This is a genomic window from Exiguobacterium sp. s40, assembly GCF_018617905.1.
Taxonomy (GTDB): Bacteria; Bacillota; Bacilli; order Exiguobacteriales; family Exiguobacteriaceae; genus Exiguobacterium; species Exiguobacterium mexicanum_A.
In genome coordinates this window covers 18329-42412 of record NZ_JACSLC010000012.1, presented here as the reverse complement: position 1 = coordinate 42412, position 24084 = coordinate 18329, and the positions used below count along the sequence as shown (strand labels likewise).

Here is a 24084-nt window from a genome sequence, read left to right as displayed (position 1 = left end):
ACCGACAGAACTATTCTGTCGGTTTGGTCCTTACGCTTGTAATTGTTTTGTGACCGCTTCAGCAGGCGCCACGAACGTGTAGCCGAGGTCACGCGCGACAGCCTCATACGTGACTGTCCCGTCGATGACATTCAAGCCTTTGAGTAACGCCGCGTTTTCACGAAGCGCCGGGAAAATCCCTTTTTGAGCGCACTCGACGATATACGGCATCGTCGCATTCGTCAAACCGAGCGTCGACGTCCGTGGGACAGCACCTGGCATGTTGGCGACGGCATAGTGTTGGACGCCGTAGCGCTCATACGTCGGTGCGTCATGCGTCGTAATATGGTCGATCGTCTCGCAAATCCCGCCTTGGTCGATGGCGACGTCGACGATGACCGACCCAGGTGACATCTGTTGCACCATTTCTTTTGTGACGAGTTTCGGTGCTTTCGCGCCTGGGATGAGGACGGCACCGATGACGAGGTCACTGTCCGCCACTTGTTTGGCGATATTGTAGCTGTTTGAGATGAGCGTATTGATCGTGTTGCCGAATTGGTCGTCGATTTGGCGAAGACGGGCTGGGCTGATGTCCATGATTGTGACGTTGGCACCGAGGCCGATGGCGATGCGGGCTGCGTTCATCCCGACGACACCGCCCCCGATGACGGTGACGTTCGCACGTGGTACGCCAGGCAAGCCTGACAAGAGAATCCCTTTTCCACCGTGCGGTTTTTCAAGGATTTGGGCCCCGATTTGAGCGGCCATCCGTCCAGCCACTTCGCTCATCGGCGTGAGGAGCGGCAACGTGCGGTCGATCTCAACCGTCTCGTAAGCGATCGCCGTCACGCCTGAATCGACGAGTGCTTTCGTGAGTTCTGGTTCGGCTGCCAAGTGCAAGTAGGTGAAGAGCGTCAAGTCCGGACGGAAATAACGATATTCAGACGGTTGCGGTTCTTTTACTTTCAACGCTAATTCGACGTTTCCCCAAACGTCTGCGGCTGTGTCGACGATTGTCGCCCCTGCATCGACATACTCCATGTTCGTGAAGCCGCTCCCGACACCGGCTTCCGTCTCGACGAGAACCTCGTGTCCAAGCTCAGTTAATACGGCTGCACCCATCGGCGTCAAGGCGACGCGGTTTTCATTGTTTTTGATTTCTTTCAATACCCCGATTTTCATGTAAAGTTCCCCTTTCTCTCTACTGACACAATTTGTTCACACCTCTAGTATAGACCCATCCGAAAACGCTGTCTTTAGCATGGATTCTAAAAATGACAATGCCCACTTTGTGAAAAATCACAAAGCGGGCATCAATCATCCTGTCGGTATTGGCCTGCCTTGATGGCGAGGTAAACAGCGGCTCGTTCGGGCAGTGAGACTTGCGTAATATTCGTCAGTTCCTCGATGCGGCGAATCCGATAGAGCACGGTGTTCGGGTGGATGTGAAGATGGGCGGCGACGCGTTTGACGTTCCCATCAAAATAGAAATACCACTCGAGCGTCGTGACGAGCTCGGTATGATGGGCGACATCATATGCCTGCAAACGCTCGATGGTCGGATGCGTTTCGAGCCGAAGCCCGATTCGGCGAGCGAGATCTGGGACGAGCTGATAAATCCCGATTTGTTCGAACGTGTGCGTCGCGGCAAGCTCATAGGGGAACTTCCGACGAAGCGACGTGACCTGTCGTGCTTCTTCCATCGCGGCATACAGCATGTCGCTCTCAAAGAAACGACGGCTGACGCCTAAACGTGGATCGACTTCCGTGAATTTCTCTCGGAGCTGTGTCTCGAAGCGATTGGCCCACTGCAAAAGTGCCGTCTCTTCCTCGGCTAACTCCGATTTCATATAATGCCAGACGAGGAGCTGTTGACCATCGATGGCGTGCAGCACGACCTCGATCGCTTGTTGGGTCGCCAATACATAAAACAGTCGTTCCGCCAGTTGCGGGGTGACCGGCTGGGCACATTCAATCACGGTGAGGCGGCTGGCGACGGCAATCGGTGCGAGCTCATTCAAGCGATCGCGGTGGGATGGCGATAAGACGGGAGTGGCCAGCACTTCTAAAAAGAAACGTTCCAATTCGGCGTCGATGCGCCGTTCGTGCATCGCGATGGTCATCAGCAATTTTTTGGCGATGTTCGCCCCTTCTTGTAGGACGGTGAGTTCTTGTTCTGAGAACGGCGTCGTTCGGGCCAGGCTCCAAATGTAACCGAGCACGTCACCTTGTTGCTTGATGACGACGGCCGCCCGCTCACCGAGACCGACGGCCATGCGGGCCGGGATGACGACCGGTTCGTCGCGGTCGATCACTTCTTGAAGGATGCCACTTTCCCATAAGTCTTCGATGACTGCTTCCGGGACACGGCGGCCGATAATCGTCGCGATTCGTGCCGGGTCGGTCGAGTCGGGGTGGGTGCTGTAGGCGAGCAACTGATGGTGGCGATTTTCAATCGTGATTGGGGCCCGAATCGCTTGTCCGATTGCTTCGGCGAGCGTATCGAGCGATTCATAAGATTTCTGCAAAAAAGGCATGTCGATTCCTCCTCTCTTTCACTATACCGTCTCTGTTGTGAAAGTTCACAAAAAGATGGTGAGTTTTTAGAAGGAGGGAACGACATGCCTGCATCATTCACATTAAATTGGGAAAAACAGTCCGACCACGAGACCGAGTAAAGCCCCGACGATGACTTGGAACGGGGTATGACCGACCAGCTCATTTAAGATGGGTGTCTCGTGCTTGATTCCTTTGAAGTAGTCGTTCAACAAACGGGCCTGGAATCCGACCGCTTGACGAACGCCGGTCGCATCGTACATGACGATCGTCGCAAAAATCAAGGCGAGTGCGAACATACTGGAATCGATTCCTTCGACTCGACCGATGACGGTCGCTAAGGCGACGACGGTCGAAGAGTGGGAACTTGGCATCCCACCCGAGGCAAACATGATTTCTAATTCAAAATCTCGTGTTTTAATGAGTTCGGTTACGAGCTTGGCTGCTTGTGCGATGAACCAAGCGAGCAAGGCGGCGAGTAAAGGTTCGTTAAAGAGCAATCGATTCACTTCCTGTCTGACAATGGTATCTACACTATACCCGATTCTGTCATCGGCTAGACGTAAAGTTTCTGTCAAAAAAGCACCTCGAGCATAGGCTCGAAGTGCTTTCTGGTCGATTTTTGTTACCCGACGACGCCTTCAGTCTGCTGAAGTTTGTCCGCGATATTCTCGATGATATAGCGGTTACGTGGATGCTCCTGGCACTCTTTCGAGCATGAACGCATTTGTTTCGGTTCACACTCTTCACAACAGAAGTGTTGAGCATTACACACCGGGTTGGCACAATTAACGTAGCGGACCGTCTTCGTTCCGCAGTGCATGCACTCCGAAACAACGGACGGGTTGACCGTGTTGACCGGGACGTTGATGCGCTCGTCAAAGACGTAAAGCTCACCTTCCCAGTCTTCGCCTTTCGTGGCGTCGTCTTTGCCGTACATGGCGACGCCGCCTTTAAGGTGGAAAATGTTGTCGTGACCTTGGTCACGCATATATGCGGTAAATTTCTCGCAACGGACGCCTCCGGTACAGTACGTGAGTAAGGTTTTCCCTTCGTAGAGGTCCTTGTTCTCTTCGAGCCAATCTGGCATGTAACGAGAAGCCTCTACGTCGATTTTGATCGCATTTTTAAAGTGACCAAGATCGTACTCGTAGTTGTTACGAACGTCGAGGATGACGACATCGTCGCGATTCATCATCTCTTTCCATTCTGCCGGTTCGAGGTACGCACCGTGCTGTTTAGGAACGTCGAACTCACCATCAAAGCGCCACGTCACAAGCTCTTTCTTATGACGGACAAAGATTTTTTTGAACGCATGCTCTTCGACTTCATCGATTTTGAACTCGATATCGCTGAAAAGCGGGTTCGCTTTCAAGTCGTTCATGTATTGCTCGGTCTGTTCCCAAGTCCCAGAGCACGTTCCGTTGATTCCTTCGGAAGAAATCAAGATCCGTCCTTTGATGCCAAGGTCCTTACAATACTTGAGGTGCTCTTGTGTGAGCGTTTCTGGGTCTTCGATGTTGACGTACTTATAGTACAGCAAGACCCGCATTGGTTTTGTTTCCATGTTATTACTCCCCTGTGTTCAGTTTTTTGCAGGAAAACGAACGTTGGGTTGTGTCGTTCGACGAGCGGACTTGCCTGCAACCACAAGTCCATATTATATGATAGATATCACAGCGAAATTTCGCAAATACTTTTTATTTTTTTTACTGGCGTGCAGGGGGATGCGTCTTCCTGAGCGAAATCGGGTAAAAGGTATTAATGAAAGTCGAAGGTGGAAACTGATATGCTCACATCACTCCAACAATGGATTATCCAACTGATTGAATGGCTGCAAGAGCTTCCGGGAGGCCCATGGGCGGGACTAGGGGCGCCGTTCCTTGAGGCGATCTTTCCATTTCTTCCGCTCGTCCTCATCATTTCGGCGAACGCGGCCACGTATGGGTTCTTGCTCGGGACGTTATTGTCTTGGGTCGGTAGTTTACTAGGGACGATTCTTGTCTTTACAGCCGTCCGTTACGTATTCCGTAAACCGATGACACGGTGGCTCGAAAAACATAAACAAGGGGTATATTGGCTGGAACGCATCAACCATATGAGCCCGATCTCGCTTGGTTTTTTATATTCGCTCCCGTTCATCCCGGTCAGTTTGATCACATACTTACTCGCCCTCATTCAAATGCCGCTTCGGACATTCATCATGGCGGCGGGGTTCGGGAAACTGCTTGTCGTCTTGATTTTTTCGGTCATTGGTGACCAGTGGGAAGAGTTTATTCAAAGTCCGTTCCGCTTATCGATGCTTGGACTGTTATTGTTTGTCCTTTGGGCGATCAGCCGTGGCCTCGAGGAATTGCTCAAGCGGCGCGCCTTCAAAAAACGCAACGAACAACTTCAACGTGAACGTGAAACGAAACGTCAAACGACCCTTCGAAGCTAGTGCTTCAAAGGGTCGTTTTGGTTAGACGCGCTTTTTGAAACGCGGGAAGTTAAAGACGATGGCCAATCCTCCGCAAATGAACAACAAGAACGGATAGAACATATACGGAACGAGCGCCGGTGACGCTGTGTTCGTCAGTTCGGCCGCAATGAGAAGCTGTGCCCCATAAGGCAACAGACCTTGGACCCCACACGAGAAGATATCGAGTACACTCGCTGACTTTTTACGTTCGATGTCATAATCGTCGGCGATGTTCGCGGCGAGCGGACCAGCCACGAGAATCGAAATCGTGTTGTTCGCCGTCGCGACGTTTGTCGCACTGACGAGCCCGGCGATGCTCCACTCCGCGCCGGCCCGTCTTTTAATTCGGGACGTGAGCGCGTCACGCAAGTACGTGAGTCCGCCGTTATGCGAGATGAGTCCGACGAGCCCACCCATGAGCAATGTCAGGAGTGAAATCTCGGCCATGCCCATCATGCCGTCCGCCATGGCGGTGACGTACGTGGTGACGGCTAGACTGCCGTCCAACAGACCGATGATGCCGGTCAGGGCGATGCCGCCGAGCAAGACGAGGATGACGTTCATTCCCGTCAAGGCGAGCACGATGACCGCAAGGTACGGAATGAGTTTATACCATTCGAACGCGGCTGCATCGACAGTCGATTCTCCACTCGATAACACCGATAAGAGGACGATTGTGATAAGGGCGGCCGGGAGGACAATCCAAAAGTTGGTTCGGAATTTGTCACGCATATTGGTACGCTGGGTCCGGACGGCAGCGATTGTCGTGTCCGAGATGAACGACAAGTTGTCCCCGAACATGGCACCACCGACGACGGCAGCCGCCGCGATGGCGATATTGACGCCACTTTCTTCGTGGATACCGAGCGCGATCGGGGCGAGGGCGGCAATCGTGCCCGTCGACGTTCCCATCGCCATCGAGATGAATGCCGCGATGACGAATAAACCGCTCAGTAGAAGCGAGGACGGTAAAAATGTCAGCGCCGCATTGACGGTCGCGTCGATTGCGCCGATTGCTTCGGCGACACTCGAGAACGCTCCGGCGAGCAAGAAGATGAAGACCATGATTAAAATGCCGGGGTTCCCCGCACCTTGGGCGACACGCTCGACCGTCTGAGTGACGCTGCCTTTCGTCATCAACGCCGCGACGATGACCGCGATCAACGCCGCGATCAGGACCGGGAATTTATAAAAGTCGTTATAGTAGATGCCTGCCCCGATAAAGAAGACGAGGAAGACGAGCAAAGGCAATAGTGCCCATTTGTTAGCTGTCGGTTGTTCCAATCGATTCACCTCATTCATAAAATAAAAAGAGAGCCTTCTGAAAAAAGGCTCTCTCTACAAGAAAACACTTTTTTCATCTTTCGAGCAGACTGCTCGCTGGATTTGGCACAGGTTACCCGCTGCCGAGACGTCACTGGGCCAGTCCCTCAGTCTCTCTTGATAAAAAAGTTGTGATATTTAATTATAAGACACGTTCCCTAACGTACTTGTTTCAAATCCGCTTGTCAATAGCAAACCCCCACGCGGTGAACGTGGGGGTGAGTCAGGTCGTTAAGAAATTGTAATGGGCGACGCGGTTGCGTCCGGCGTACTTCCCGCCGACGTAGAGGGCCCGGTCAGCGTTACGAATCGTATCGTCGAGGCGTTTGTCACCGAACGCCTGAATCGTGTCGACACCGATCGAAGCGGTGACGGGGATATCGATCCCGTCGACGTGGAACGGTTTGTTCTCGATTTGTTGCCGGATTCGTTCGGCGATTTCGATTGCCTGTTCGACATCGCAACGGTTCAATAGCAAGATGAACTCTTCACCGCCGTAACGGGCGGCAAAATCTTCGGTGCGGAGTGCCTGGCGAATCCGCCGTCCAAACTCTTGGAGCACACTGTCCCCGACTTGATGTCCGTGCACATCGTTGATTTTTTTGAAAAAGTCGATGTCGAGCATCGCGACCGAAATCGGATACATCGAACCGTCCGAGATTTGTTGAATCCCGTATTCGTAAAACGCGCGTGCATTGGCGAGCAGCGTCAAGCTGTCGGTCCGACTTTCCGTGTAAAGACGGTCGCGCTCATGGCAACGGCTGATCGTCCGGTTGAACGACTTGAGAAGTTTGACGATTTCACGTTGGATGGTCGGGGGATACCCATAGACGTGTTCACCCGTCATGACGAGCCACGTGCGAATCCCTTCGATCTCCTCGGACCGAACCGAGATGAAACTATGATAGTCGTCGTCAAATTCGTTCGACAGTGGTGCGTCCCATTCGAAGCGCATCTCATATTCGACCGAGGCTTCGTTCGGATAAGCGTGATCGAGCAAATCGAACACGATGTGACGGTCAATCGGCTGACGCGTCTTCAAATCAAAGTACAGGGTACGGTCGAACAGTTTAAACTCGACGAACCCTTCGTCATAGTGATTGAGCCGCTCACATTGACTGAGAAACACTTCGATGGCTTGCGCCTCGCTCTGCGATAACGACACGGCTTCTTTTGCCTCGTCATACTGTTCAATCAACGATTTAAAGGCGTCTTGCCGGCCTTTTTGGATGATGAGCCGCTTGATGAAGAACGTCAACGCGGCAGCGATGCTGCTGACGACGAGTAAATTCGTCTCCCGGAACAACGAGGCCGCCAAAATGAAGACGAGACTGACGATATACGTATAAAACGCGATGCTCAGAAAATCGCGGACCGGGATGTCGACGCGGAACCACCAACCGACTTGATACTTTTGCACGACCGTGTTCAAGATGATGGCCAGAATCAAACCGGCGAGCGGCAGGAACGAGTCTTGAGAATAGAAGCCGAGACCGGTCACACCACCAAGCGCCAAGTAAACACCGGCTGGGATGGCAATCTCCAAGAAAGACGTGATGGCGTTCCAAGGATACGTGAAGCGGAAGCGTCGAAGCGCGATGCGCGGTTTCAAGTTGACGAACTGGAAGACGAGGAGACCAATCTGATTGACGAAAAGCGCCGTCTCGAAATCAAAAAACAAGAAAATGATGAGGACGATACTTTCCGAAAACGTGAAGTAGACGCCTTTCCGTTCGATGGAGTCCATTTGAAAAATGATGACGAGCAACGCAATCAAGATGAACGGCAACGGCTCGATGGCCGGCATGTTTAATACGCCTGTAGCGAACAAGATGAGCGTCAAACTGAATAGCATACTCCAAATACTCCAACCAAGGACGGACATCTTGCGAAAATGGTTCATGGTTCCCTCCTATATGGGAAAATTCGATATGTATGGTAGGAGATTCGGCACAATCATGCCCGAGTCCTGCCTATTCATCATAATGGCGGAATTCTAGCATTGAGTCTATATGAAATATCCTCTATAATGAAATTGCTTTTCAACCACATAGACGAAAGTCGATGAAAAAGAGAGTAACGATCGTTCCGTCAACAAAGCGACCTAGGGATTGGTGAGAGCCTAGGCTGACAAACATCGCGAAACGCACTTTTGAGATGCTGCCCGAACCTTAGTAGGCGTAGCCGGGGGACCCCCGTTATCACCGATAAAGCGGTCTGCGTCAAGCAGGCAAGAAGAGTGGTACCGCGGGCCATCCCGTCTCTTTGCATCTGTGCAAAGGGCGTTTTTTTTATGAAAATTTTATAAGGAGGAATTGTAATGAGTTATGAACGCAAATATGCGGAAGCCTTGTCCCGTGTCATCGGGGACGAGTTGACGCTTGACCAAATTGAAGCTCTAATTGAAAAACCAAAACATGAGGCACACGGGGACCTTGCTTTCCCTTGCTTCCAACTCGCGAAAGCCTACCGGAAAGCGCCGGTCATGATCGCGACTGATATCGCGAACGATTTGAACGATGAATTGTTCACAAAAGTCGAGGCGGCTGGACCATACGTGAACGTCTTCTTGAGCCGTGACGTCGTGTCACAAGAAATCATCAACATGGTGCTCGACGAAAAAGCGGACTATGCGACGCATGCGACACGCAACGAGACAATCGTGACCGACTTCTCGTCACCGAACATCGCCAAACCGTTCTCGATGGGACACCTCCGTTCAACGGTAATCGGGAACGCCATTAACCAGATCGCCCGTAAAAACGGCTACGACGTCGTTGGGGTCAACCACCTTGGGGACTGGGGGACACAGTTTGGAAAACTGATGGTCGCCTATAAAAAATGGGGCAACGAGGAAGCGGTACGTGAGCATCCGATTGCCGAATTGTTGAAGCTTTACGTTCACTTTCATGAAGAGGCGAAGACGCAACCGGAACTTGAGGACGAAGGCCGTGCTTGGTTCAAGAAACTTGAAGACGGCAACGAAGAAGCGACAGAGCTATGGACATGGTTCCGTGACGAGTCGCTCAAAGAGTTCCAAAAAGTCTACGACTTGCTCGGCGTCGAGTTCGACAGCTTCCACGGGGAGGCGTTCTACAACGACAAGATGGACCGCATCGTCGCCATGCTCGAAGAGAAGAACCTTCTCGTCGAAAGTGAAGGGGCGATGGTCGTCTCACTCGAAGACGAGAACTTGCCGCCATGCTTGATTAAAAAGAAAGATGGCGCGACGCTTTACGCGACACGTGACTTGGCAGCGGCCGTTTATCGTCATGAGACGTATAACTTCGTCCAAGCGAACTACGTCGTCGGCGGCGAACAGGCGCTTCACTTCAAGCAGTTGTTCTCGGTCCTCCGTAAACTCGGCTACGACTTCGTCGATGGCATGCACCACGTGCCGTTCGGTTTGATTTTGCAAGAAGGGAAAAAGATGTCGACACGAAAAGGTCGCATCGTCTTGCTCGAGGAAGTGCTGAAAGAAGCAATCGAGAAAGCTCAAGGCAACATCGCCCAGAAGAACCCAGAACTTGCGAACGCGGACGACGTGGCACGTATGGTCGGTGTCGGCGCGGTCATCTTCCACGACTTGAAGAACGAGCGCATCAACAACATCGAGTTCGACCTCGACAGCATGCTCAAGTTTGAAGGCGAGACAGGCCCGTACGTGCAGTACACGAACGCGCGTGCGAACTCGCTCCTCCGTAAGGGCAACTACGACGGCTCGACATTCACGGGTGCGGATGATGACCACACGTGGGGCGTCGTGACGATGCTCAACGCGTTCCCACACGTGATCACACGTGCCCATGAGCGCCGTGAACCGTCGATCATCAGCCGTTACGTCCTCGACTTGGCGCAATCGTTCAACAAGTATTACGGCCATGTCCGTGTACTCGAAGAAGATGCTGGTAAACAGTCGCGTCTCGCCCTCGTCAAAGCGGTGACGATCGTATTGACAGAAGGACTCCGTCTGATCGGTGTTCAAGCTCCAGAAGAAATGTAAGCACAAATAAGGGACCCTTTTGAGGGGGGTCCCTTTTCCTATGCCTTCATTCGTGTGACTGTCCGGGTTTTTGTATCGTACAAACACCATTCCCGGTCGAAGATGACAGCGCCGACGTTGATGACGTACCGTTTTTTCTTCAATGTGAACGGTTTCCCGATTTCCCAGGGAATCGAACGGCCTTTCCGGTAAATCCCCGGGATATGGCTGTGGCCGATAAAGACGAGCGGATACTTGCCTTTCTCGACAATCGGTTCCCAGTCCGGACTCCAATTCACTTGATGGCCATGCAAGAACAACGCCTCATCGAGCGTCGTCTGTTCCGGTAATAATGAAATCCGCGTCTTAACTGGATGCGACACGACGAGCACCTCGTCAATCCGTTCTTCTTGATTGCCACGCAGGCTCGGGAACGTGAGCAGCGCCTCGTAATCCGGATCGTACGTCACGACGTCGGACACTTCGTGGAACCGTTCGTTCCGTCGCTTTTTGCCAATGTGGCATTCATATAAATCGCCGAGGCAGAGGATATGCTCCGTCTCACGCCGGACCGACTCGAGGACGGCCTTCAAATCATCAAACGAACCGTGCGGGTCACTGATGATGGCGAGCTTCATCGGTAGTTCGTAAATTGGGCATCGACAGACAATTCGAGCTCACGGACGAGCTGCATGACGGCTTGGAGGTCATCGCGTGACTTGGCCGTCACACGGATTTGATCGTCTTGGATTTGCGACTTCACTTTCAATTTTGATTCTTTAATGGCGTTGTTGATTTTTTTCGCATCGTCTTTATCGATGCCGCTCTTCAACTTGACGCGCTGACGGACGGTGCCACCGAGGGCGCGCTCGATTTTTTGGTAGTCGAGGTTTTTCGTCGGCACGCCGCGCTTGATCAATTTCGAGATCATGACGTCCTTCAATTGCTCGAGCTTGTAGTCGTCATCCGATACGAGGACGAGGTCGCCGTTGTCGAGTGACATCTCACTCTTCGATCCTTTAAAGTCGTAACGGTTTAAAATTTCTTTCTCGGCGATTTGGATCGCGTTCTTCACTTCTTCCAGGTTCATTTCTGACACAATATCAAAAGAATTGTCTTTTGCCATGTTTCATCCATCCTTTACAAGGGTTTTGTTATAATGATAGCAGATTTGAAGTAGTGAAGGAGTGAAAGAGATGGAACATACTATCGATCAACAGACAAATGTAGATTTAGACCATATGGCGTATCACGGCAAAGACCTCGGGGTGACGTTTAAAGGTGATATCATCCGGTTGCGGGTCTGGTCGCCAGTCGCCGAAGAGATGACCGTAAAACTATACCGGACGCCGCGGGCACGAAAGTTCGAACGGATTGAGCTCGAACGGGCCGAGAAAGGGACGTGGGTCCTTGAACTCGACCGCGCTTCATTCGAAGGATATTTTTACGTGTTTGAAGCTACCGTCGAAGGCAAACGTGTCGAGTCGCTCGATCCGTATGCGAAAGTCGTCGGTGTCAATGGGAAGCGCGGGTGTCTGCTCGACCCGTCAGCGCTCAACCCGGACCATTGGGTCAAAGAACGTCCGCTCTTCCACTCTTCACAAGAGGCGGTCATTTATGAAGCGCACGTCCGTGATTTGACGAGCCATCCCGACAGCGGCGTCATGCATCGTGGCAAATTCCTTGGGATGACCGAGGTCGGCACGAAAACGCCGAACGGCAATCCGACCGCGCTCGACTATATCACCGCGCTCGGCGTCACGCACCTCCAACTCATGCCGTTCTTCGATTACGGTTCGGTGAACGAGTCGCGTGAGAGTGAGGCGAATTATAACTGGGGTTATGACCCGGTCCATTATTTCGCCGTCGAAGGTTCGTACGCCTCGTCTGCCGATGATCCGGCTGCTCGCATCATCGAGTTGAAGGCGATGATCCAGGCACTGCACGACCGTGGGATTCGTGTCATCATGGACGTCGTGTTCAACCATACGTATGATGCGTTGACGACACCGCTCGGTCAGTTTGTGCCCGATTACTATTACCGCTTGAACGAGGATGGAACGCTCGCCGATGGTTCGGCGTGTGGGAACGATACGGCTTCAGAGCGCGCGATGATGCGGAAGTTGATCGTCGAATGTGTCTCATACTGGGCGAAAGAGTTCATGATCGATGGCTTCCGCTTCGATTTGATGGGGCTCCATGACGTCAAGACGATGAACCAAGTCCGGAAAGCACTCGATCGCATCGACCCATCGATTCTCGTCACCGGAGAAGGTTGGGATCTCGACACGCCGCTCTCGGTCCGCAAGAAAGCGAACCAGCATAACGCCCATAAGATGCCACGTATCGCCCAGTTCAACGACGCGATTCGCGACGGCGTCCGTGGGGACGTGTTCATCGAGGACTTGCCAGGCTGGATCAGCGGCAACGCGGATATGACGGCGGACGTCAAGCGCGGCATTGCCGGCGCGGTGACAAGTCAGAGTTTTGCCGATGAACCGAACCAAGTCGTGAACTACGTTGAGTGTCATGACAACTTGACGCTTTGGGACAAGCTCGCCGTCACGAACCCGGACGATGACGAGACGACACGTCGTCGCCGGCATCGCCTCGCGACAACGATCGTCATGCTCGGTCAAGGCATCCCATTCTTGCATAGCGGTCAAGAGTTCTTCCGAACAAAAGATGGGGACGAGAACAGCTTCAACTCAGGTGAGGTCGTCAACCGTTTGGACTGGACACGGGCCGAGCAGGAGACGCCGAGCGTCGAATACGTGAAGGGATTGATCAGTCTGCGGAAACAATATCCGTTGTTCCGTCTCGAGAACACGGAGCAGATTCGCAAACATTTGCGCTTCTTCGATGAAGAAGAAGGGGTGATCGCCTTTGAACTGAGTCGCCACGTCGAAGGGTATGTCGAACGTCACCTCGTCTACCATAACGGGCTCGAGGAAGCGGTCGAGGTGAAGCTGCCGGCCGGTAAGTTCGAGGTCCACGTTGAAGACCATACCGTCAATTTGACAGCGCCGCGCCTCCTTGAAGAACGACACGTCACTGTGGCACCGCTCTCGACGCTCGTCGTGACGGAACGCCGCCCGGATTACAGCAAATATGCGGTCGCCGGCGGCGCTGCCCTTGCGATCCTTGGTCTCTGGTACGTCGCGAAAAAACGCAAGAACAAACAGCAGTAACCAAAAAAGGAGACGTCATTCCGTCTCCTTTTCCTCGTTCGTTTCAGTTTTGGCTGCCTCCAGTTCCATCATCTTCTTCACGATGATGTGTTTTGGCATATGCATGAGCTCCTCGAGCGGAACGTTCAGCTTTTTAGCAAGCTCGACCGCCGTCTCGGGAGAGAGTTGAAGTGGGCGCATTGAGGTTCCTCCTTTCACATTCAGGGTATGCTAATGCCAGTATACAGGAAAATCAGGCGCATGGAGAATGTGTTCTGTGAACACATTCAAAATCGAAAAATGCGTGGGGCGTTGCTAAGCTGAAACTAGGAAGTGATCAAATGTACAAACAAGTAGCTGACTATCAATTTCATCAAACGGTTGAATGGTTGGAGCGCGTTGGTGGAGGATGGATGTTGTATTTGGCGCAAACCGGTTTTCTGTTTTTTGACGAGACGTTCCAAATCCGATGGGAACTCGAGTGGAAATGGGCACCGTGCGCACTATATATTGAGCCTCATGGTAGACGAGCCGTCGCGCTGTTTCGGGATTTACAGACATACGGAGTCATGGATTTAACAAACGGGACGATGGAAAGTCATCCGATCCCACGGACGTTTCATGACGATTGGTTCAGTAACCTGCACCACTGGTCAGGAGACGACCTGTTTCTTTACTCGGCCGAATCAGACATTGTCGCTTTGAACTTGAACGACCACACGTTCCGGTATAGCCGCTACGAAGAGGTCCCCGAGTTCGGGAGTATCATCGAACTTGCCTATCAGCCGACCTATGATTTCGAACGATTCACGGCACCGGGCCTCGTGACGCTGTACGACGAACCGAATCAACAGTTCGTGGTCGAGAATGTTGCGTCGAGCGCGTCTTGGATGATTCCATACGGAGGTGACCGCGATCTGGCCATCGTCGATCAAATCGGCGAGACGACCGCGATCACATCGATGACGTCGTTCCAACTGTTTGAACGCGATCGCGAAGTGTTCTCGTCTGAAGTGTGTGCTGAAACTGAATTACTGAAAGTCGTCTTATTGGACGAACCGGGCGACCGACTTGTCGTCTTGTCAACGCCACGTCGCTTTTGCCATAGTTGGCTTCAAGTGTTCGAGCGTTGATGCTCCTGGACCAGACCATGGTTCAGGATTTTTTTACGAAGACTTGGTGAATCCCGAAAAAAACGGGAACAGTCTTCTTAGATGGAGAGGAGTGGACAGGGATGGAACGATTAGGACAAGCGTTAGTCCGATGGCGCTACGCTGTCGTGTTGATTTGGACGGTGTTGCTCGCGGTATCGGTATATTTCGGATTACAGTTGCCAAGTGAACTGCGCGGCAATGGATTTGCGATTCAAGACGGGCGCTTCGCCCAAGTGGAAGATACGTTGAACGACCGGTTCGACCGGGCCGGTGCCTCGATGATCGTCTTGTTGGAAGGTGGTGACCTTGATACGGTCATCGAGCAGCAACGCGATCGACTCGTCGAAGTCGATGGGGTCGATGGCGTGATCACGCCAGCCGAGAATCCGGAGGCACGCGATGGGGACGTCGCCTATTTATTGCTCGAGTTCGAGGACTACGATACGGCCGAGACGTCGATTGAAGACGTCCGCAGCGCCTTGATTCGAGATACGGATACAGACGTGCGATTGACCGGAGAGCCGGTCTTCGCGGATGACTTGAACGAGGCGTCAAAGAATGACTTGATTCGGGCCGAGTTGATTGGGATCCCGGTCGCGCTGCTCGTGCTCTTGCTCGTCTTCGGGACGCCGCTCGCCGCATTTATGCCATTATTCGTCGGTTTAATCACGTTCATCGTGGCAGCGGGTTCGCTATTCTTCTTTGCCCAAACGATGGAACTGTCTATTTTCGTGTTGAATGCGGTCGCGATGATTGCCATCGCGCTCGGCATTGATTTCTCCTTATTGCTCGTCAACCGGTACCGGGAAGAGCTCGCGAAAGGGAAGTCACGTGAGGCGGCCATCGTCCGAACGGTCGCGACGGCTGGACGATCGATTCTATTCTCAGGACTTTGCGTCTTCGTCGGACTGGCTGGGTTGTTGTTCATCCAAGTCGATGTGTTCCAAGCGATTGCCCTCGGTGCGTTGATTGCCGTCGCCGGTGCGGTCTTGTCCGCGCTCACGTTGTTGCCGTCTGCCCTGTACATCGTCGGAGACACGATCAATAAAGGACGGCTCGTCAAGACGAATGAGACACGTTCTGAAGTGCGGTGGCAGAAGTTGGCCCGCTTCGTCATGAGACGTCCCGTCACGATGACGCTCGTCGCGCTCTTGCTGCTACTGCCAAGCCTCTGGTTCGTCCGTGACCTTGAACTGAACATCCCGGACGCCGATGCGCTCCCGACCTCGTACGAATCACGGGCCGCCCTTGAGCGGTGGGACAACGTGTTCGGAGAGACGTCGACCGATGCGGTGCTCTTGTTTGAGACGAATGACTTGACCGATTCGATGATTCTCGATGAATTGACCGCACTCACCGATGAGCTATCCGAGGATCCGATTGTCGACAACGTCACGACGTTCTTGACGGCATCCGGTCTCGAACCAGCCGAATTCCAACAACTCGCTGAAGCGGCACCAGAGCAACTTGAGGCGTTCGAACGTCTCGTCACGCTTGAAGGAAATACAGACCTTGCCCTCGTCAACGTCAGCTTTGACGTCCCGCCAAGTGATAAAGACGCGCAGGCGTTCGTCCGAGATTGGCGCGAGAACGGTTTTGACGTCGGGGGACCAGCCGCGTTCAACGAAGAAATTTATGAAGAGATTTATGACAGCATCCCATATGCGGTCGTGACCGTGATCTTGGCGACGATGTTCATCCTCATGTGGGCGTTCCGTTCCGTCTTGATCCCAATCAAAGCGATCATCATGAACGTGCTCGGTCTCGGGGCGACGTTCGGGCTGCTCGTCATCATCTTCGAATCGGGTTACGTGTATGACGCCGAGACGATCAGTATATTGACCCCGGTGTTTATCTTCTCGCTTGTGTTCGGCCTATCGATGGACTACGAGGTGTTCCTCGTCTCGCGGATTGAGGAATATTATCGGGAGACCGGGGATAACGATTACGCGACGGAGATGGGACTCGCCAAGACGAGTAAAATCATCACGTCGGCCGCGGTCATCATGATCGTCGTCACGGGGGCGTTCGCCTTCACCGGCGTCAGCCCGATCAAACAGCTCGGGGTCGGGATCGCGCTCGCCATCTTCATCGATGCGACAATCATACGCATCTTGCTCGTACCGTCTTTGATGAAAATGTTCGGGGACTGGAACTGGTGGTGGTTCGGGAAGAAAGATTTACCGAAACGTAATCTACACTAAATATACATTTAATGAAATAGTCGTGAAAATGTGTTAAAATAATTTCATGATTACGCGCAATTTTGGAAAGGAAGGTCTTTATGGATACCGAGAGGACATGGCCTCTGTTTCAATTGCCGGACTTCTAGCGTTGAGTTTTTACAAGCGACATCAATGTAAAAATCAACAAACGGAAGATCGGAGATGGAACAGATGGAACCGCGGCTACGACTGAGGATCCTCCTCTCCGTTGAAAACGGGGAGGACAATCGGAATGAAACGAGTTGCTACCATAGTGCTCGGAACGCTAATCATGGCGTTCGGTTATTATTATTTGAATGAACAGTTTGGTTTGGCAGAAGGGGGCTTCGTCGGGCTAGCATTGCTCGGCCGCTATTTATTTGATATCGATCCAGCGATCTCGATGATCGTACTCGATATCCCCTTCTTTTTAATCGCCCTTTGGTGGAAAGGCTGGCGCTTCGTCGGACAAGCCGTGCTTGCCGCCGCGTCGTTATCGCTCAGTTATGCGATGTGGGACCGATTGGATTTACTCACATTCGACATTCAAGTCTGGCCGGCAACGTTGTTTGCCGCCATCGCGAGCGGGATTGTGACCGGTTACGGTCTCGGTCTTGTCTTGAAGTCAGGCGGGGCGACCGGAGGCGACGATTTATTCGCCCTCGGCCTATCGAAATGGACCGGCGTATCGGTCGGGACGATTCTCATCATATTTGATGTCATCGTTTTGGCGATCTCGCTCATCTATTTGCCGCTGTCGAACGCGCTTTACACGCTTCTCGCGGTCTCGATCGCAGGTCGTGTCGTCACGAAAATGTTGACGGACGATGTGGTCGAAGTAACCGTGCCAAGTGTGACCAAACTAAAAACAAAAAACGATCTCGCGTGAGATCGTTTTTTTAATGGCGTATTTAAAGGAGCTTGTCATTACTTACTTCTCGATTGAACTCGCAATCTTTAGTAACTCTTCTTTTGAAAGACGACTCCCTGAATAGTCGATTGCGTATTCAACATTTTCGTATTGCCAACTAACCATTTTTGTTTGATCAACTTCTGTATAATATCCGCTCGAGCCATCCGATAACTTGATCGACTCGTCCCAACTAGTGACGTGATTCCAGCCTAGGTTTGTCGTGGCCCATATCGTCAACGATTCGACGTCGTTCTCGTATACAAGTTTGACTTGACTCAAATTGACGACATTGGAGTAGTGATTCGTTGTTTCGATTGGGAGATAATTAGGTTCATTGACTTCGAACGGAACGAACGATGTCGTGAATGTGAGTGGTAATGGAGCCCTTCCGGCAATCAGAAGAATAAAAATCAAGCCAAAAATGACTTTGAATATGGGACGGCTGGTTCTTTGATTTGGTTGACGGGTCACTGTTCTGTCTCCTCTCATTCGAATCACTTCTAGCATACCGAAATAAAATTCTAAATAGACAATCGTTTTATGTAACAGGGACATGAGAAATCGAATATGCGGAGAACAGTAACAAACGTCACAGCGCTTTCTTGAGCTGTTGCTCTACACTAAACATAGAAGGAGGGAGTCACATGACATGGATGATTCCAAAACAGCACGGCGCCTGGTCGATGCTGATCTTACCGTTCTTACTCGGCGGTATCGTCGGAGGGTGGACACTCGCGCACATCCCGTTCGCGATCGCTTGGTTATTCGTTTATATGGGCACGTTTTTCTTGTTCCAATACATCAAGCAACGGAAGAAGTCTAAGGAACTGTTGCGTACGGTCGTGACGTATTTGACGATTGCCACCGTCGCCGCCGTCCCGGTGTTTCTGTCCGAGTGGCGTCTTGTCTGGTTTGTCCTTGCCATGATCCCGTTCGGACTCGTCAACGCCTATTTCGCCAAAATCAAAGACGAGCGCAACGTCTGGAACGACGTCAGCGCCGTCACTTCATTTTGTATCGGCGGGATGGCGAGTTATTATCTCGGGGCACGGGTCTTGGACGAGACAATGATGTGGATGTTCGTCTTGCCGTACTTATATTTCCTCGGAAGTATCTTTTTCGTCAAGACGATGATTCGAGAGAAAAAAAGTCTATTTTATCGAAACGTATCATGGGGGTATCACTCCTTGCTTGTCGCCATCTTCATCACGTTCGGCTATCCGGTTTTGGCACTCGCTTACGCGCCAAGTCTCGTCCGGGCGGTCGCGTTCTACGGCAAAAAGATCCCCATCATGAAGATCGGGATCGTCGAAATCGCCAACTCGGTGTTCGTGCTCGGTTGTCTCAGCTGGTATTTATTTTCTTAAGAAGGGGCGACCCTTCTTTTTTTAATCGCTTGAAGCGCTGCTAGAGATGATGGCGACAGTCGTCGCGGCCGTTGCTGCCTGTTGCATGGCGAGCAGGTGGGCGAACGTCCCGTGTAACAGTAAATCGCTCGCGTCTTCCTTGATGTTGTTTGCCGCGACGAGTTGCAGGGCGACCGTCAACGCGTGGGTGTGGAACCAGCGATGCTTTTCCTTCTCGGCGTTCGTGATTTCGATCAGGTCGCGCTCGTCGTTGTCGTTCGGAGCCGCGACGATGGCCAAGAGGGCGAGCGCTGGCAGATGCTCGTTTTTGACAGCGATTGTTTGTCCTTGGAGCCGCGTGCGCCACTCGAGCAGGCGGTTGATGACCTCGTCTGAAGGCAAGTCGCTAAAAGCAAGTAGATGGGAGACGAGTTGGAGCTCGTTTGAGCGGGGCAACTCGGCTTTCAACGCTTCGTAATACGTCTCGATTCGTTCATTTAGCGCAACATGGTCATCGAACGCTTGAACGAGGACGAGGGCAGACAGAAGGTCTTCTTCGCTCGTCAGCCAAGGATGGTTTCGTTTGAACGTTTGATAGAGTGCGCTTGCCTCATCGAGCCGGCGCTCGGGCTCATCGACGTTGATCAGTTGGCTCGCGATAAAGGGCCGCAACATACTGAAATGGAAGTGCTTCCGGTCGAGTAACGTATCGAGCCGGAGTGCCTCGTCGATGGCCGGTTCGATGTCTTCGTACTTGGCATCGAGAAACGACAGCCAGACAAAATTAGTACTGCCGCGAAATTTCGAGAACATGCCGGTCTTCTGTTTCAGAACCGCTTGAGCGTGTTCGAACCGTCCCGAATCGAACGGGGTATCGTGCATGGCATAGTTGATGGCCATCAAACGTCGGAAATCATCGGTGAACCACTTTGTCGCTCCCCTGATTCCTTCGAGTGCTTCGAGGTAACGGGTGTAACGTGTCAGCATCAGCAATTCCTCCTTTTGCTCCTTATACGAGTACAATCGAAAGAATGATTCAAAAACAGCCGCCCTGGATTCGTCCGGGGCGGCTGTTTGTTATTGGACTTGCGTATACAACTTCTGCATGTACTCGTTCACTTCATCGGCCGCTTGGAACATCATGAATGAATGTTGCAAGATGATCTCTGGCGAGAAGCCGAGGTCGAGGTCGAGCGTCGAGGCGAGCGTGACATCACGGTCGCTATCGAGTACGCAACGGAAGTATTTGAACTCTTGGTTGAACTCGTTCAAGGCGTTAAGAATCGGTAGGTCTTCCACGTAGTCCGGCACGTGTGTGACTGTCGCGGCATAAAGTTCCGCATCCGTCGTCTTTTTATTGAAGGCGATAATCATAACGGGCTGAGCCCCGGATTTAGTCGTTTCACGCGTCAAGAATGTGACGTGCGTTTCAGTCTCGCTCTCTTTGAACGTCATATTGCGTTCAGCGACGAGCGCTTTAAATGATTCTACTTTTTCTTCGAAGTTCACAAACAAGTCCCCCTTAAAAGTCGTTACTCTAACTTTCTCCCATTTGCGGAGGGAAAGCAAGGGGAACTAGCGTTTCATCAACATTTTGATGGCTTCTTCGACGGTTTCTGACGTATCTTCGCCATCTTGTTGGGCGGTGATGATGCACTGCTCCAAGTTCTTCGCGACGATGATGGTCGAAGCACGGTCGAGTGCCGAACGAGCCGCACTCAACTGCGTCACGACGTCGCGGCACTCTTTCCCTTCTTCCATCATACGGATGATGGCCCGGATTTGTCCTTCGACTCGTTTCATCCGGTTCAATACTTTCGCATCGTATTGATACTGTTCCATTAGATTCACCTCTATATTCAAATCGTTCAGTAACCCAACTATTTATTGTGTAGTCTCATCTTAATACGTGGGGGAGTATGTGTCGAGCCACAACGTTTGAGATAAAGATTTTTTGAAAGTTTACCATTTAGTCAAACAAATCCCTTGCAATCGAATACCATAGGGGGTATATTAATGACGTGGAAGCAATATGTTCAACGAATCACAAACTTTCGTCGGACGCCCGCTACCAAGATGACGAATAAATAAGTGAAACATCATAGATTAAAAGGATGGGTAAATAACATGAAAGCATCTGCTTTAAAACGTCAAATGGATTTTGAAGTACCAGTGAACATCGTCGACGTTCGTGAACGTGACGAGTTCCAAGAAGCGCACATTGCTGGCGCGAGCAATTATCCGCTATCTGAAATTTCGGAATGGATCGAGACACTCGACCCTGAAGAAGAATACATCGTTCTCTGCCGTTCAGGTGCTCGCAGCACGCAAGCAACTTGGCAAATGGAAGCGAAAGGTTATAAAGTGATCAATATAGAAGATGGCTTGATGAGCTGGCCAGGTGAAGTCGTCAAAGGAGGAAATGCGCAATGAGTAAAAAAATCGTAATCGTCGGTGGGGTCGCCGGTGGTGCTTCGGCAGCGGCCCGCCTTCGTCGCTTAAATGAAGAGAATCATATCGTCATGTTCGATCGGGGCGAGTATATCTCGTTCGCGAACTGTGGTCTTCCCTATTACATCGGTGACGTGATTCAAGACCGTCAAAAATTGCTCGTTCAAACCGTCGAAGGGATGAACAAGCGTTTCCAACTCGACATCCGTAACTTGACGGAAGTGACGAAAATCAACCGTGCCGAAAAGACGGTATCGGTGAAAAACGTCAAGACAGGTGAGACATACGATGAGTCGTACGATGTACTCGTCTTGTCACCAGGAGCGAAACCGATTCGTCCGAACATCCCTGGAATTGAAGAAGCAGAAGACATCTTCACGCTCCGTAACATCCCAGATACGGATAAAATCCGTAGCTACGTTGACGACAAAGCGCCAAAACACGCGACAGTCATCGGTGGTGGTTTCATCGGGATCGAAATGGCTGAAAACTTACGGGAGCGCGGCGTCGACGTCACGCTCGTCGAGATGGCCGATCAAGTCATGACACCGCTCGATCGTGAGATGGTCTCACCGGTTCACGAACACATGCGTCTCCATGGCGTCGACCTTCAGCTTTCTGACGGTGTCGATTCGTTCTCTGAGAAAGGGAAACGTGTCCACTTGAAGAGCGGTCGCGTCATCGATACTGATATGGTCGTCTTGTCAATCGGCGTCGTGCCAGAATCGTCGATCGCAACGGAAGCAGGGCTTGAAACAGGCATCCGCGGCGCCATCCGCGTCAACGAGAAGATGCTCACGTCAGACCCGAACATTTACGCGATCGGAGATGCTGTCGAAGTACTCGACTATATCTTTAAAGAGCCGACGGTCGTTCCGCTTGCATGGCCGGCCAACCGCCAAGGCCGTCTTGTCGCCGATATCATCAACGGTCGTGACGTTAAATACAACGGAACGATGGGGACTGGGATCGCCAAAGTATTCGATATGACAGTTGCTTCGACAGGTTGGAACGAAAAACGTTTAACAGCAGCTGGTAAAGAATTCGAAGCCGTTCACGTGCACCCGGGTTCACATGCGGGTTATTACCCAGGGTCGACACCGGTATCACTCAAACTCTTGTTCCATCCGACGACAGGTGAAATCTACGGCGCGCAAGGCGTGGGGATGAACGGCGTCGATAAACGGATCGATGTGATTGCGACAGCGATGAAAGGTGGCTTGACGGTCCTTGACCTTCCAGACCTTGAACTCAGCTACGCACCACCGTTCAGCTCAGCGAAAGATCCAGTCAACATGATCGGTTACGTCGCGTCGAACGTCGTTCTCGGCGATAACGAAGTCGTGCACTGGAACGAGATTGACGAGTTGGTCCAAAACGGCGCGACATTGCTCGACGTCCGTGACGAGTCAGAACATGAACTTGGCAAAATTCCTGGTTCAATCAACGTTCCGCTCAACTCGCTACGCGATCACTTGGACAACTACAGCAAAGACGAAACGATTTATGTGACGTGCCAAGTCGGGCTTCGCGGATATCTCGCATCCCGTATCTTGCGTCAAAACGGCTTCAAGGTGAAAAACTTGAGCGGTGGCTACAAAACATGGTCACAAGTAAAACGTGATTTTGATGCCATTGAGGCAGGCACGAAGGCAGAGAGTGAGACTGCCGCAACAGTAACGGAGGAGGCACCACCAGCAATGACAAATGAACCAGTCGGGGAACCGATTTTCCTAGATACATGCGGTCTGCAATGCCCGGGACCAATTTTAGAAGTAAATAAAAAAGTAGCCGAGCTCGGCGAAGGCGAGACGCTTCGTGTCCTCGCGAGTGACCCTGGTTTCTTTGCAGACATCGAAGCATGGGCTAAGAAAACCGGCAACAAGCTCGTCTCGAAACAGTTCGTGAACGGTCGCGTGGAAGCAATTCTTCAAAAAGGTAATGGTCCTGCGGCTGTACAAGCAGGGGCACCGGCGACAGACGGCGCATCGATGGTCGTCTTCAGCGGAGATCTCGACCGCGCGCTCGCTTCGTTCATCATCGCCCAAGGTGCGGCGGCGATGGGCAAAGACGTGACGATGTTCTTCACATTCTGGGGACTCAACGTCATTCGTAAGCCAGATGCACCGGAAGTGAAGAAACAAGGTCTCGAGAAGATGTTCGGCATGATGATGCCATCGCATGCGGGTGAACTTCCACTCTCGAACATGAACTTCGGTGGAGTTGGTCAAAAGATGATGAAAAAAGTGATGAGCGACAAAAATGTGCCATCACTTGACGAAATGATCAAATCGGCTCAAGAAGCAGGCGTCAAAATGGTCGCTTGTACGATGTCGATGGACGTCATGGGAATCAAAGAAGAAGAGTTGATCGACGGCATCGATCTCGGTGGTGTGGCAGCATACCTCGGGGCGGCTGAAGGCGGCAACTTGAACCTCTTCATCTAATCAAATGATGCAGGATGGGCGATCGGTCACTTGACCGGTCGCTTTTTCTGTTGTTCGACAGCTCATGTGAAATTTGTCGAAAAAAGATTGCAATTCTT

General features: G+C 51.9%; 22 protein-coding genes, 1 riboswitch and 1 other annotated feature. Of the genes, 9 read left to right on the top strand and 13 right to left on the bottom strand.

Features of this window, described 5'->3' with window-relative positions:
• Positions 1–30: 30 nt before the first annotated feature.
• The 4 genes from ald to trhO all read right to left on the bottom strand — a co-directional run bounded on the left by ald (position 31) and on the right by trhO (position 4102).
• Positions 31–1161, bottom strand: a complete 1131-nt coding sequence (gene ald, locus KNP02_RS11065; RefSeq protein ID WP_034780820.1) for an alanine dehydrogenase — start codon at positions 1159–1161, stop codon at positions 31–33.
• 131 nt (positions 1162–1292) lie between these two features.
• On the bottom strand, positions 1293–2516 hold the full coding sequence (locus KNP02_RS11060; RefSeq protein ID WP_214709307.1) for a PucR family transcriptional regulator: 1224 nt from the start codon (positions 2514–2516) through the stop codon (positions 1293–1295).
• Positions 2517–2618: 102 nt separating this feature from the next.
• Entirely contained in the window at positions 2619–3044 is a 426-nt protein-coding gene (locus KNP02_RS11055) for a divergent PAP2 family protein (protein ID WP_131471602.1), read from the bottom strand.
• Between the two features lie 116 nt (positions 3045–3160).
• Complete coding sequence (trhO, locus tag KNP02_RS11050) at positions 3161–4102, bottom strand: oxygen-dependent tRNA uridine(34) hydroxylase TrhO (RefSeq protein ID WP_214709309.1); 942 nt, start codon at positions 4100–4102, stop codon at positions 3161–3163.
• A 222-nt stretch (positions 4103–4324) separates the two neighbouring features.
• Between trhO and KNP02_RS11045 the strand changes: the two genes are divergently transcribed.
• Positions 4325–4975, top strand: a complete 651-nt coding sequence (locus tag KNP02_RS11045; protein WP_034780827.1) for a TVP38/TMEM64 family protein — start codon at positions 4325–4327, stop codon at positions 4973–4975.
• 21 nt (positions 4976–4996) lie between these two features.
• Here KNP02_RS11045 and KNP02_RS11040 read toward each other — a convergent pair whose 3' ends face one another.
• Together KNP02_RS11040 and KNP02_RS11035 are read right to left on the bottom strand one after the other, a co-directional pair.
• On the bottom strand, positions 4997–6298 hold the full coding sequence (locus KNP02_RS11040; protein WP_214709311.1) for a Na+/H+ antiporter NhaC family protein: 1302 nt from the start codon (positions 6296–6298) through the stop codon (positions 4997–4999).
• Between the two features lie 52 nt (positions 6299–6350).
• Positions 6351–6446, bottom strand: a riboswitch (SAM riboswitch).
• 96 nt (positions 6447–6542) lie between these two features.
• Positions 6543–8222, bottom strand: a complete 1680-nt coding sequence (locus KNP02_RS11035; protein ID WP_251129288.1) for a GGDEF domain-containing protein — start codon at positions 8220–8222, stop codon at positions 6543–6545.
• A gap of 152 nt (positions 8223–8374) precedes the next feature.
• Positions 8375–8587 (top strand) — a binding site (T-box leader).
• Positions 8588–8639: 52 nt separating this feature from the next.
• Between KNP02_RS11035 and argS the strand changes: the two genes are divergently transcribed.
• Positions 8640–10322 carry an arginine--tRNA ligase gene (argS, locus tag KNP02_RS11030; protein ID WP_034780833.1) on the top strand — a complete coding sequence of 561 codons (1683 nt, stop codon included), beginning with the start codon at positions 8640–8642 and terminating at the stop codon, positions 10320–10322.
• Between the two features lie 38 nt (positions 10323–10360).
• Here argS and KNP02_RS11025 read toward each other — a convergent pair whose 3' ends face one another.
• Together KNP02_RS11025 and KNP02_RS11020 are read right to left on the bottom strand one after the other, a co-directional pair.
• Positions 10361–10939, bottom strand: a complete 579-nt coding sequence (locus tag KNP02_RS11025) for a metallophosphoesterase family protein (protein ID WP_034780835.1) — start codon at positions 10937–10939, stop codon at positions 10361–10363.
• Positions 10936–11427: a YajQ family cyclic di-GMP-binding protein gene (locus tag KNP02_RS11020; RefSeq protein WP_034780837.1), complete on the bottom strand. Its 492-nt coding sequence runs from the start codon at positions 11425–11427 to the stop codon at positions 10936–10938. Before KNP02_RS11020 ends, KNP02_RS11025 begins: the two co-directional genes overlap by 4 nt.
• A gap of 70 nt (positions 11428–11497) precedes the next feature.
• Here KNP02_RS11020 and pulA point away from each other — a divergent pair, with 70 nt between their 5' ends.
• Complete coding sequence (gene pulA / locus KNP02_RS11015; protein WP_214709313.1) at positions 11498–13492, top strand: type I pullulanase; 1995 nt, start codon at positions 11498–11500, stop codon at positions 13490–13492.
• Between the two features lie 15 nt (positions 13493–13507).
• On the opposite strand, the gene KNP02_RS11010 is transcribed toward pulA, so the two are convergent.
• A complete protein-coding gene (locus tag KNP02_RS11010) occupies positions 13508–13672 on the bottom strand; it encodes a YycC family protein (RefSeq protein ID WP_021068148.1) in 165 nt (54 codons plus the stop codon).
• Between the two features lie 140 nt (positions 13673–13812).
• Here KNP02_RS11010 and KNP02_RS11005 point away from each other — a divergent pair, with 140 nt between their 5' ends.
• From KNP02_RS11005 to KNP02_RS10995, 3 genes are all read left to right on the top strand, one after another.
• A complete protein-coding gene (locus tag KNP02_RS11005) occupies positions 13813–14604 on the top strand; it encodes a hypothetical protein (RefSeq protein WP_214709315.1) in 792 nt (263 codons plus the stop codon).
• 101 nt (positions 14605–14705) lie between these two features.
• Positions 14706–16829 (top strand): MMPL family transporter, encoded by a 2124-nt coding sequence (locus tag KNP02_RS11000; RefSeq protein ID WP_214709317.1) that lies wholly within the window; start codon positions 14706–14708, stop codon positions 16827–16829.
• Between the two features lie 253 nt (positions 16830–17082).
• Positions 17083–17718 carry a YitT family protein gene (locus tag KNP02_RS10995; protein WP_034780845.1) on the top strand — a complete coding sequence of 212 codons (636 nt, stop codon included), beginning with the start codon at positions 17083–17085 and terminating at the stop codon, positions 17716–17718.
• Positions 17719–17760: 42 nt separating this feature from the next.
• Here the strand turns inward: KNP02_RS10995 and KNP02_RS10990 are convergent, their stop codons facing one another.
• Complete coding sequence (locus KNP02_RS10990) at positions 17761–18231, bottom strand: DUF4367 domain-containing protein (RefSeq protein WP_251130739.1); 471 nt, start codon at positions 18229–18231, stop codon at positions 17761–17763.
• Between the two features lie 155 nt (positions 18232–18386).
• Here KNP02_RS10990 and KNP02_RS10985 point away from each other — a divergent pair, with 155 nt between their 5' ends.
• Positions 18387–19109, top strand: coding sequence for a YwiC-like family protein (locus KNP02_RS10985; RefSeq protein WP_214709321.1), 723 nt, complete (start codon positions 18387–18389; stop codon positions 19107–19109).
• 21 nt (positions 19110–19130) lie between these two features.
• On the opposite strand, the gene KNP02_RS10980 is transcribed toward KNP02_RS10985, so the two are convergent.
• From KNP02_RS10980 to KNP02_RS10970, 3 genes are all read right to left on the bottom strand, one after another.
• Positions 19131–20075 carry a DUF4003 family protein gene (locus KNP02_RS10980; RefSeq protein ID WP_214709323.1) on the bottom strand — a complete coding sequence of 315 codons (945 nt, stop codon included), beginning with the start codon at positions 20073–20075 and terminating at the stop codon, positions 19131–19133.
• Between the two features lie 90 nt (positions 20076–20165).
• Complete coding sequence (locus KNP02_RS10975) at positions 20166–20597, bottom strand: type III secretion system chaperone family protein (RefSeq protein ID WP_016509669.1); 432 nt, start codon at positions 20595–20597, stop codon at positions 20166–20168.
• A 66-nt stretch (positions 20598–20663) separates the two neighbouring features.
• Complete coding sequence (locus KNP02_RS10970; RefSeq protein WP_021068154.1) at positions 20664–20930, bottom strand: metal-sensitive transcriptional regulator; 267 nt, start codon at positions 20928–20930, stop codon at positions 20664–20666.
• Positions 20931–21215: 285 nt separating this feature from the next.
• Between KNP02_RS10970 and KNP02_RS10965 the strand changes: the two genes are divergently transcribed.
• Both KNP02_RS10965 and KNP02_RS10960 read left to right on the top strand, forming a co-directional pair.
• Positions 21216–21521 (top strand): rhodanese-like domain-containing protein, encoded by a 306-nt coding sequence (locus KNP02_RS10965; protein WP_214709325.1) that lies wholly within the window; start codon positions 21216–21218, stop codon positions 21519–21521.
• Positions 21518–23986, top strand: a complete 2469-nt coding sequence (locus KNP02_RS10960; RefSeq protein WP_214709327.1) for a CoA-disulfide reductase — start codon at positions 21518–21520, stop codon at positions 23984–23986. Before KNP02_RS10965 ends, KNP02_RS10960 begins: the two co-directional genes overlap by 4 nt.
• Positions 23987–24084 lie beyond the last annotated feature (98 nt).

What these genes read in the sequence shown, in the direction of transcription:
- ald (WP_034780820.1), bottom strand. Translation starts at nt 1,161, where the DNA reads ATGAAAATCGGGGTATTGAAAGAAATCAAAAACAATGAAAACCGCGTC.
- KNP02_RS11060 (WP_214709307.1), bottom strand. Translation starts at nt 2,516, where the DNA reads ATGCCTTTTTTGCAGAAATCTTATGAATCGCTCGATACGCTCGCCGAA.
- trhO (WP_214709309.1), bottom strand. Translation starts at nt 4,102, where the DNA reads ATGGAAACAAAACCAATGCGGGTCTTGCTGTACTATAAGTACGTCAAC.
- KNP02_RS11045 (WP_034780827.1), top strand. Translation starts at nt 4,325, where the DNA reads ATGCTCACATCACTCCAACAATGGATTATCCAACTGATTGAATGGCTG.
- KNP02_RS11040 (WP_214709311.1), bottom strand. Translation starts at nt 6,298, where the DNA reads ATGAATGAGGTGAATCGATTGGAACAACCGACAGCTAACAAATGGGCA.
- KNP02_RS11035 (WP_251129288.1), bottom strand. Translation starts at nt 8,222, where the DNA reads ATGAACCATTTTCGCAAGATGTCCGTCCTTGGTTGGAGTATTTGGAGT.
- argS (WP_034780833.1), top strand. Translation starts at nt 8,640, where the DNA reads ATGAGTTATGAACGCAAATATGCGGAAGCCTTGTCCCGTGTCATCGGG.
- KNP02_RS11025 (WP_034780835.1), bottom strand. Translation starts at nt 10,939, where the DNA reads ATGAAGCTCGCCATCATCAGTGACCCGCACGGTTCGTTTGATGATTTG.
- KNP02_RS11020 (WP_034780837.1), bottom strand. Translation starts at nt 11,427, where the DNA reads ATGGCAAAAGACAATTCTTTTGATATTGTGTCAGAAATGAACCTGGAA.
- pulA (WP_214709313.1), top strand. Translation starts at nt 11,498, where the DNA reads ATGGAACATACTATCGATCAACAGACAAATGTAGATTTAGACCATATG.
- KNP02_RS11010 (WP_021068148.1), bottom strand. Translation starts at nt 13,672, where the DNA reads ATGCGCCCACTTCAACTCTCTCCCGAGACGGCGGTCGAGCTTGCTAAA.
- KNP02_RS11005 (WP_214709315.1), top strand. Translation starts at nt 13,813, where the DNA reads ATGTACAAACAAGTAGCTGACTATCAATTTCATCAAACGGTTGAATGG.
- KNP02_RS11000 (WP_214709317.1), top strand. Translation starts at nt 14,706, where the DNA reads ATGGAACGATTAGGACAAGCGTTAGTCCGATGGCGCTACGCTGTCGTG.
- KNP02_RS10995 (WP_034780845.1), top strand. Translation starts at nt 17,083, where the DNA reads ATGAAACGAGTTGCTACCATAGTGCTCGGAACGCTAATCATGGCGTTC.
- KNP02_RS10990 (WP_251130739.1), bottom strand. Translation starts at nt 18,231, where the DNA reads ATGAGAGGAGACAGAACAGTGACCCGTCAACCAAATCAAAGAACCAGC.
- KNP02_RS10985 (WP_214709321.1), top strand. Translation starts at nt 18,387, where the DNA reads ATGACATGGATGATTCCAAAACAGCACGGCGCCTGGTCGATGCTGATC.
- KNP02_RS10980 (WP_214709323.1), bottom strand. Translation starts at nt 20,075, where the DNA reads ATGCTGACACGTTACACCCGTTACCTCGAAGCACTCGAAGGAATCAGG.
- KNP02_RS10970 (WP_021068154.1), bottom strand. Translation starts at nt 20,930, where the DNA reads ATGGAACAGTATCAATACGATGCGAAAGTATTGAACCGGATGAAACGA.
- KNP02_RS10965 (WP_214709325.1), top strand. Translation starts at nt 21,216, where the DNA reads ATGAAAGCATCTGCTTTAAAACGTCAAATGGATTTTGAAGTACCAGTG.
- KNP02_RS10960 (WP_214709327.1), top strand. Translation starts at nt 21,518, where the DNA reads ATGAGTAAAAAAATCGTAATCGTCGGTGGGGTCGCCGGTGGTGCTTCG.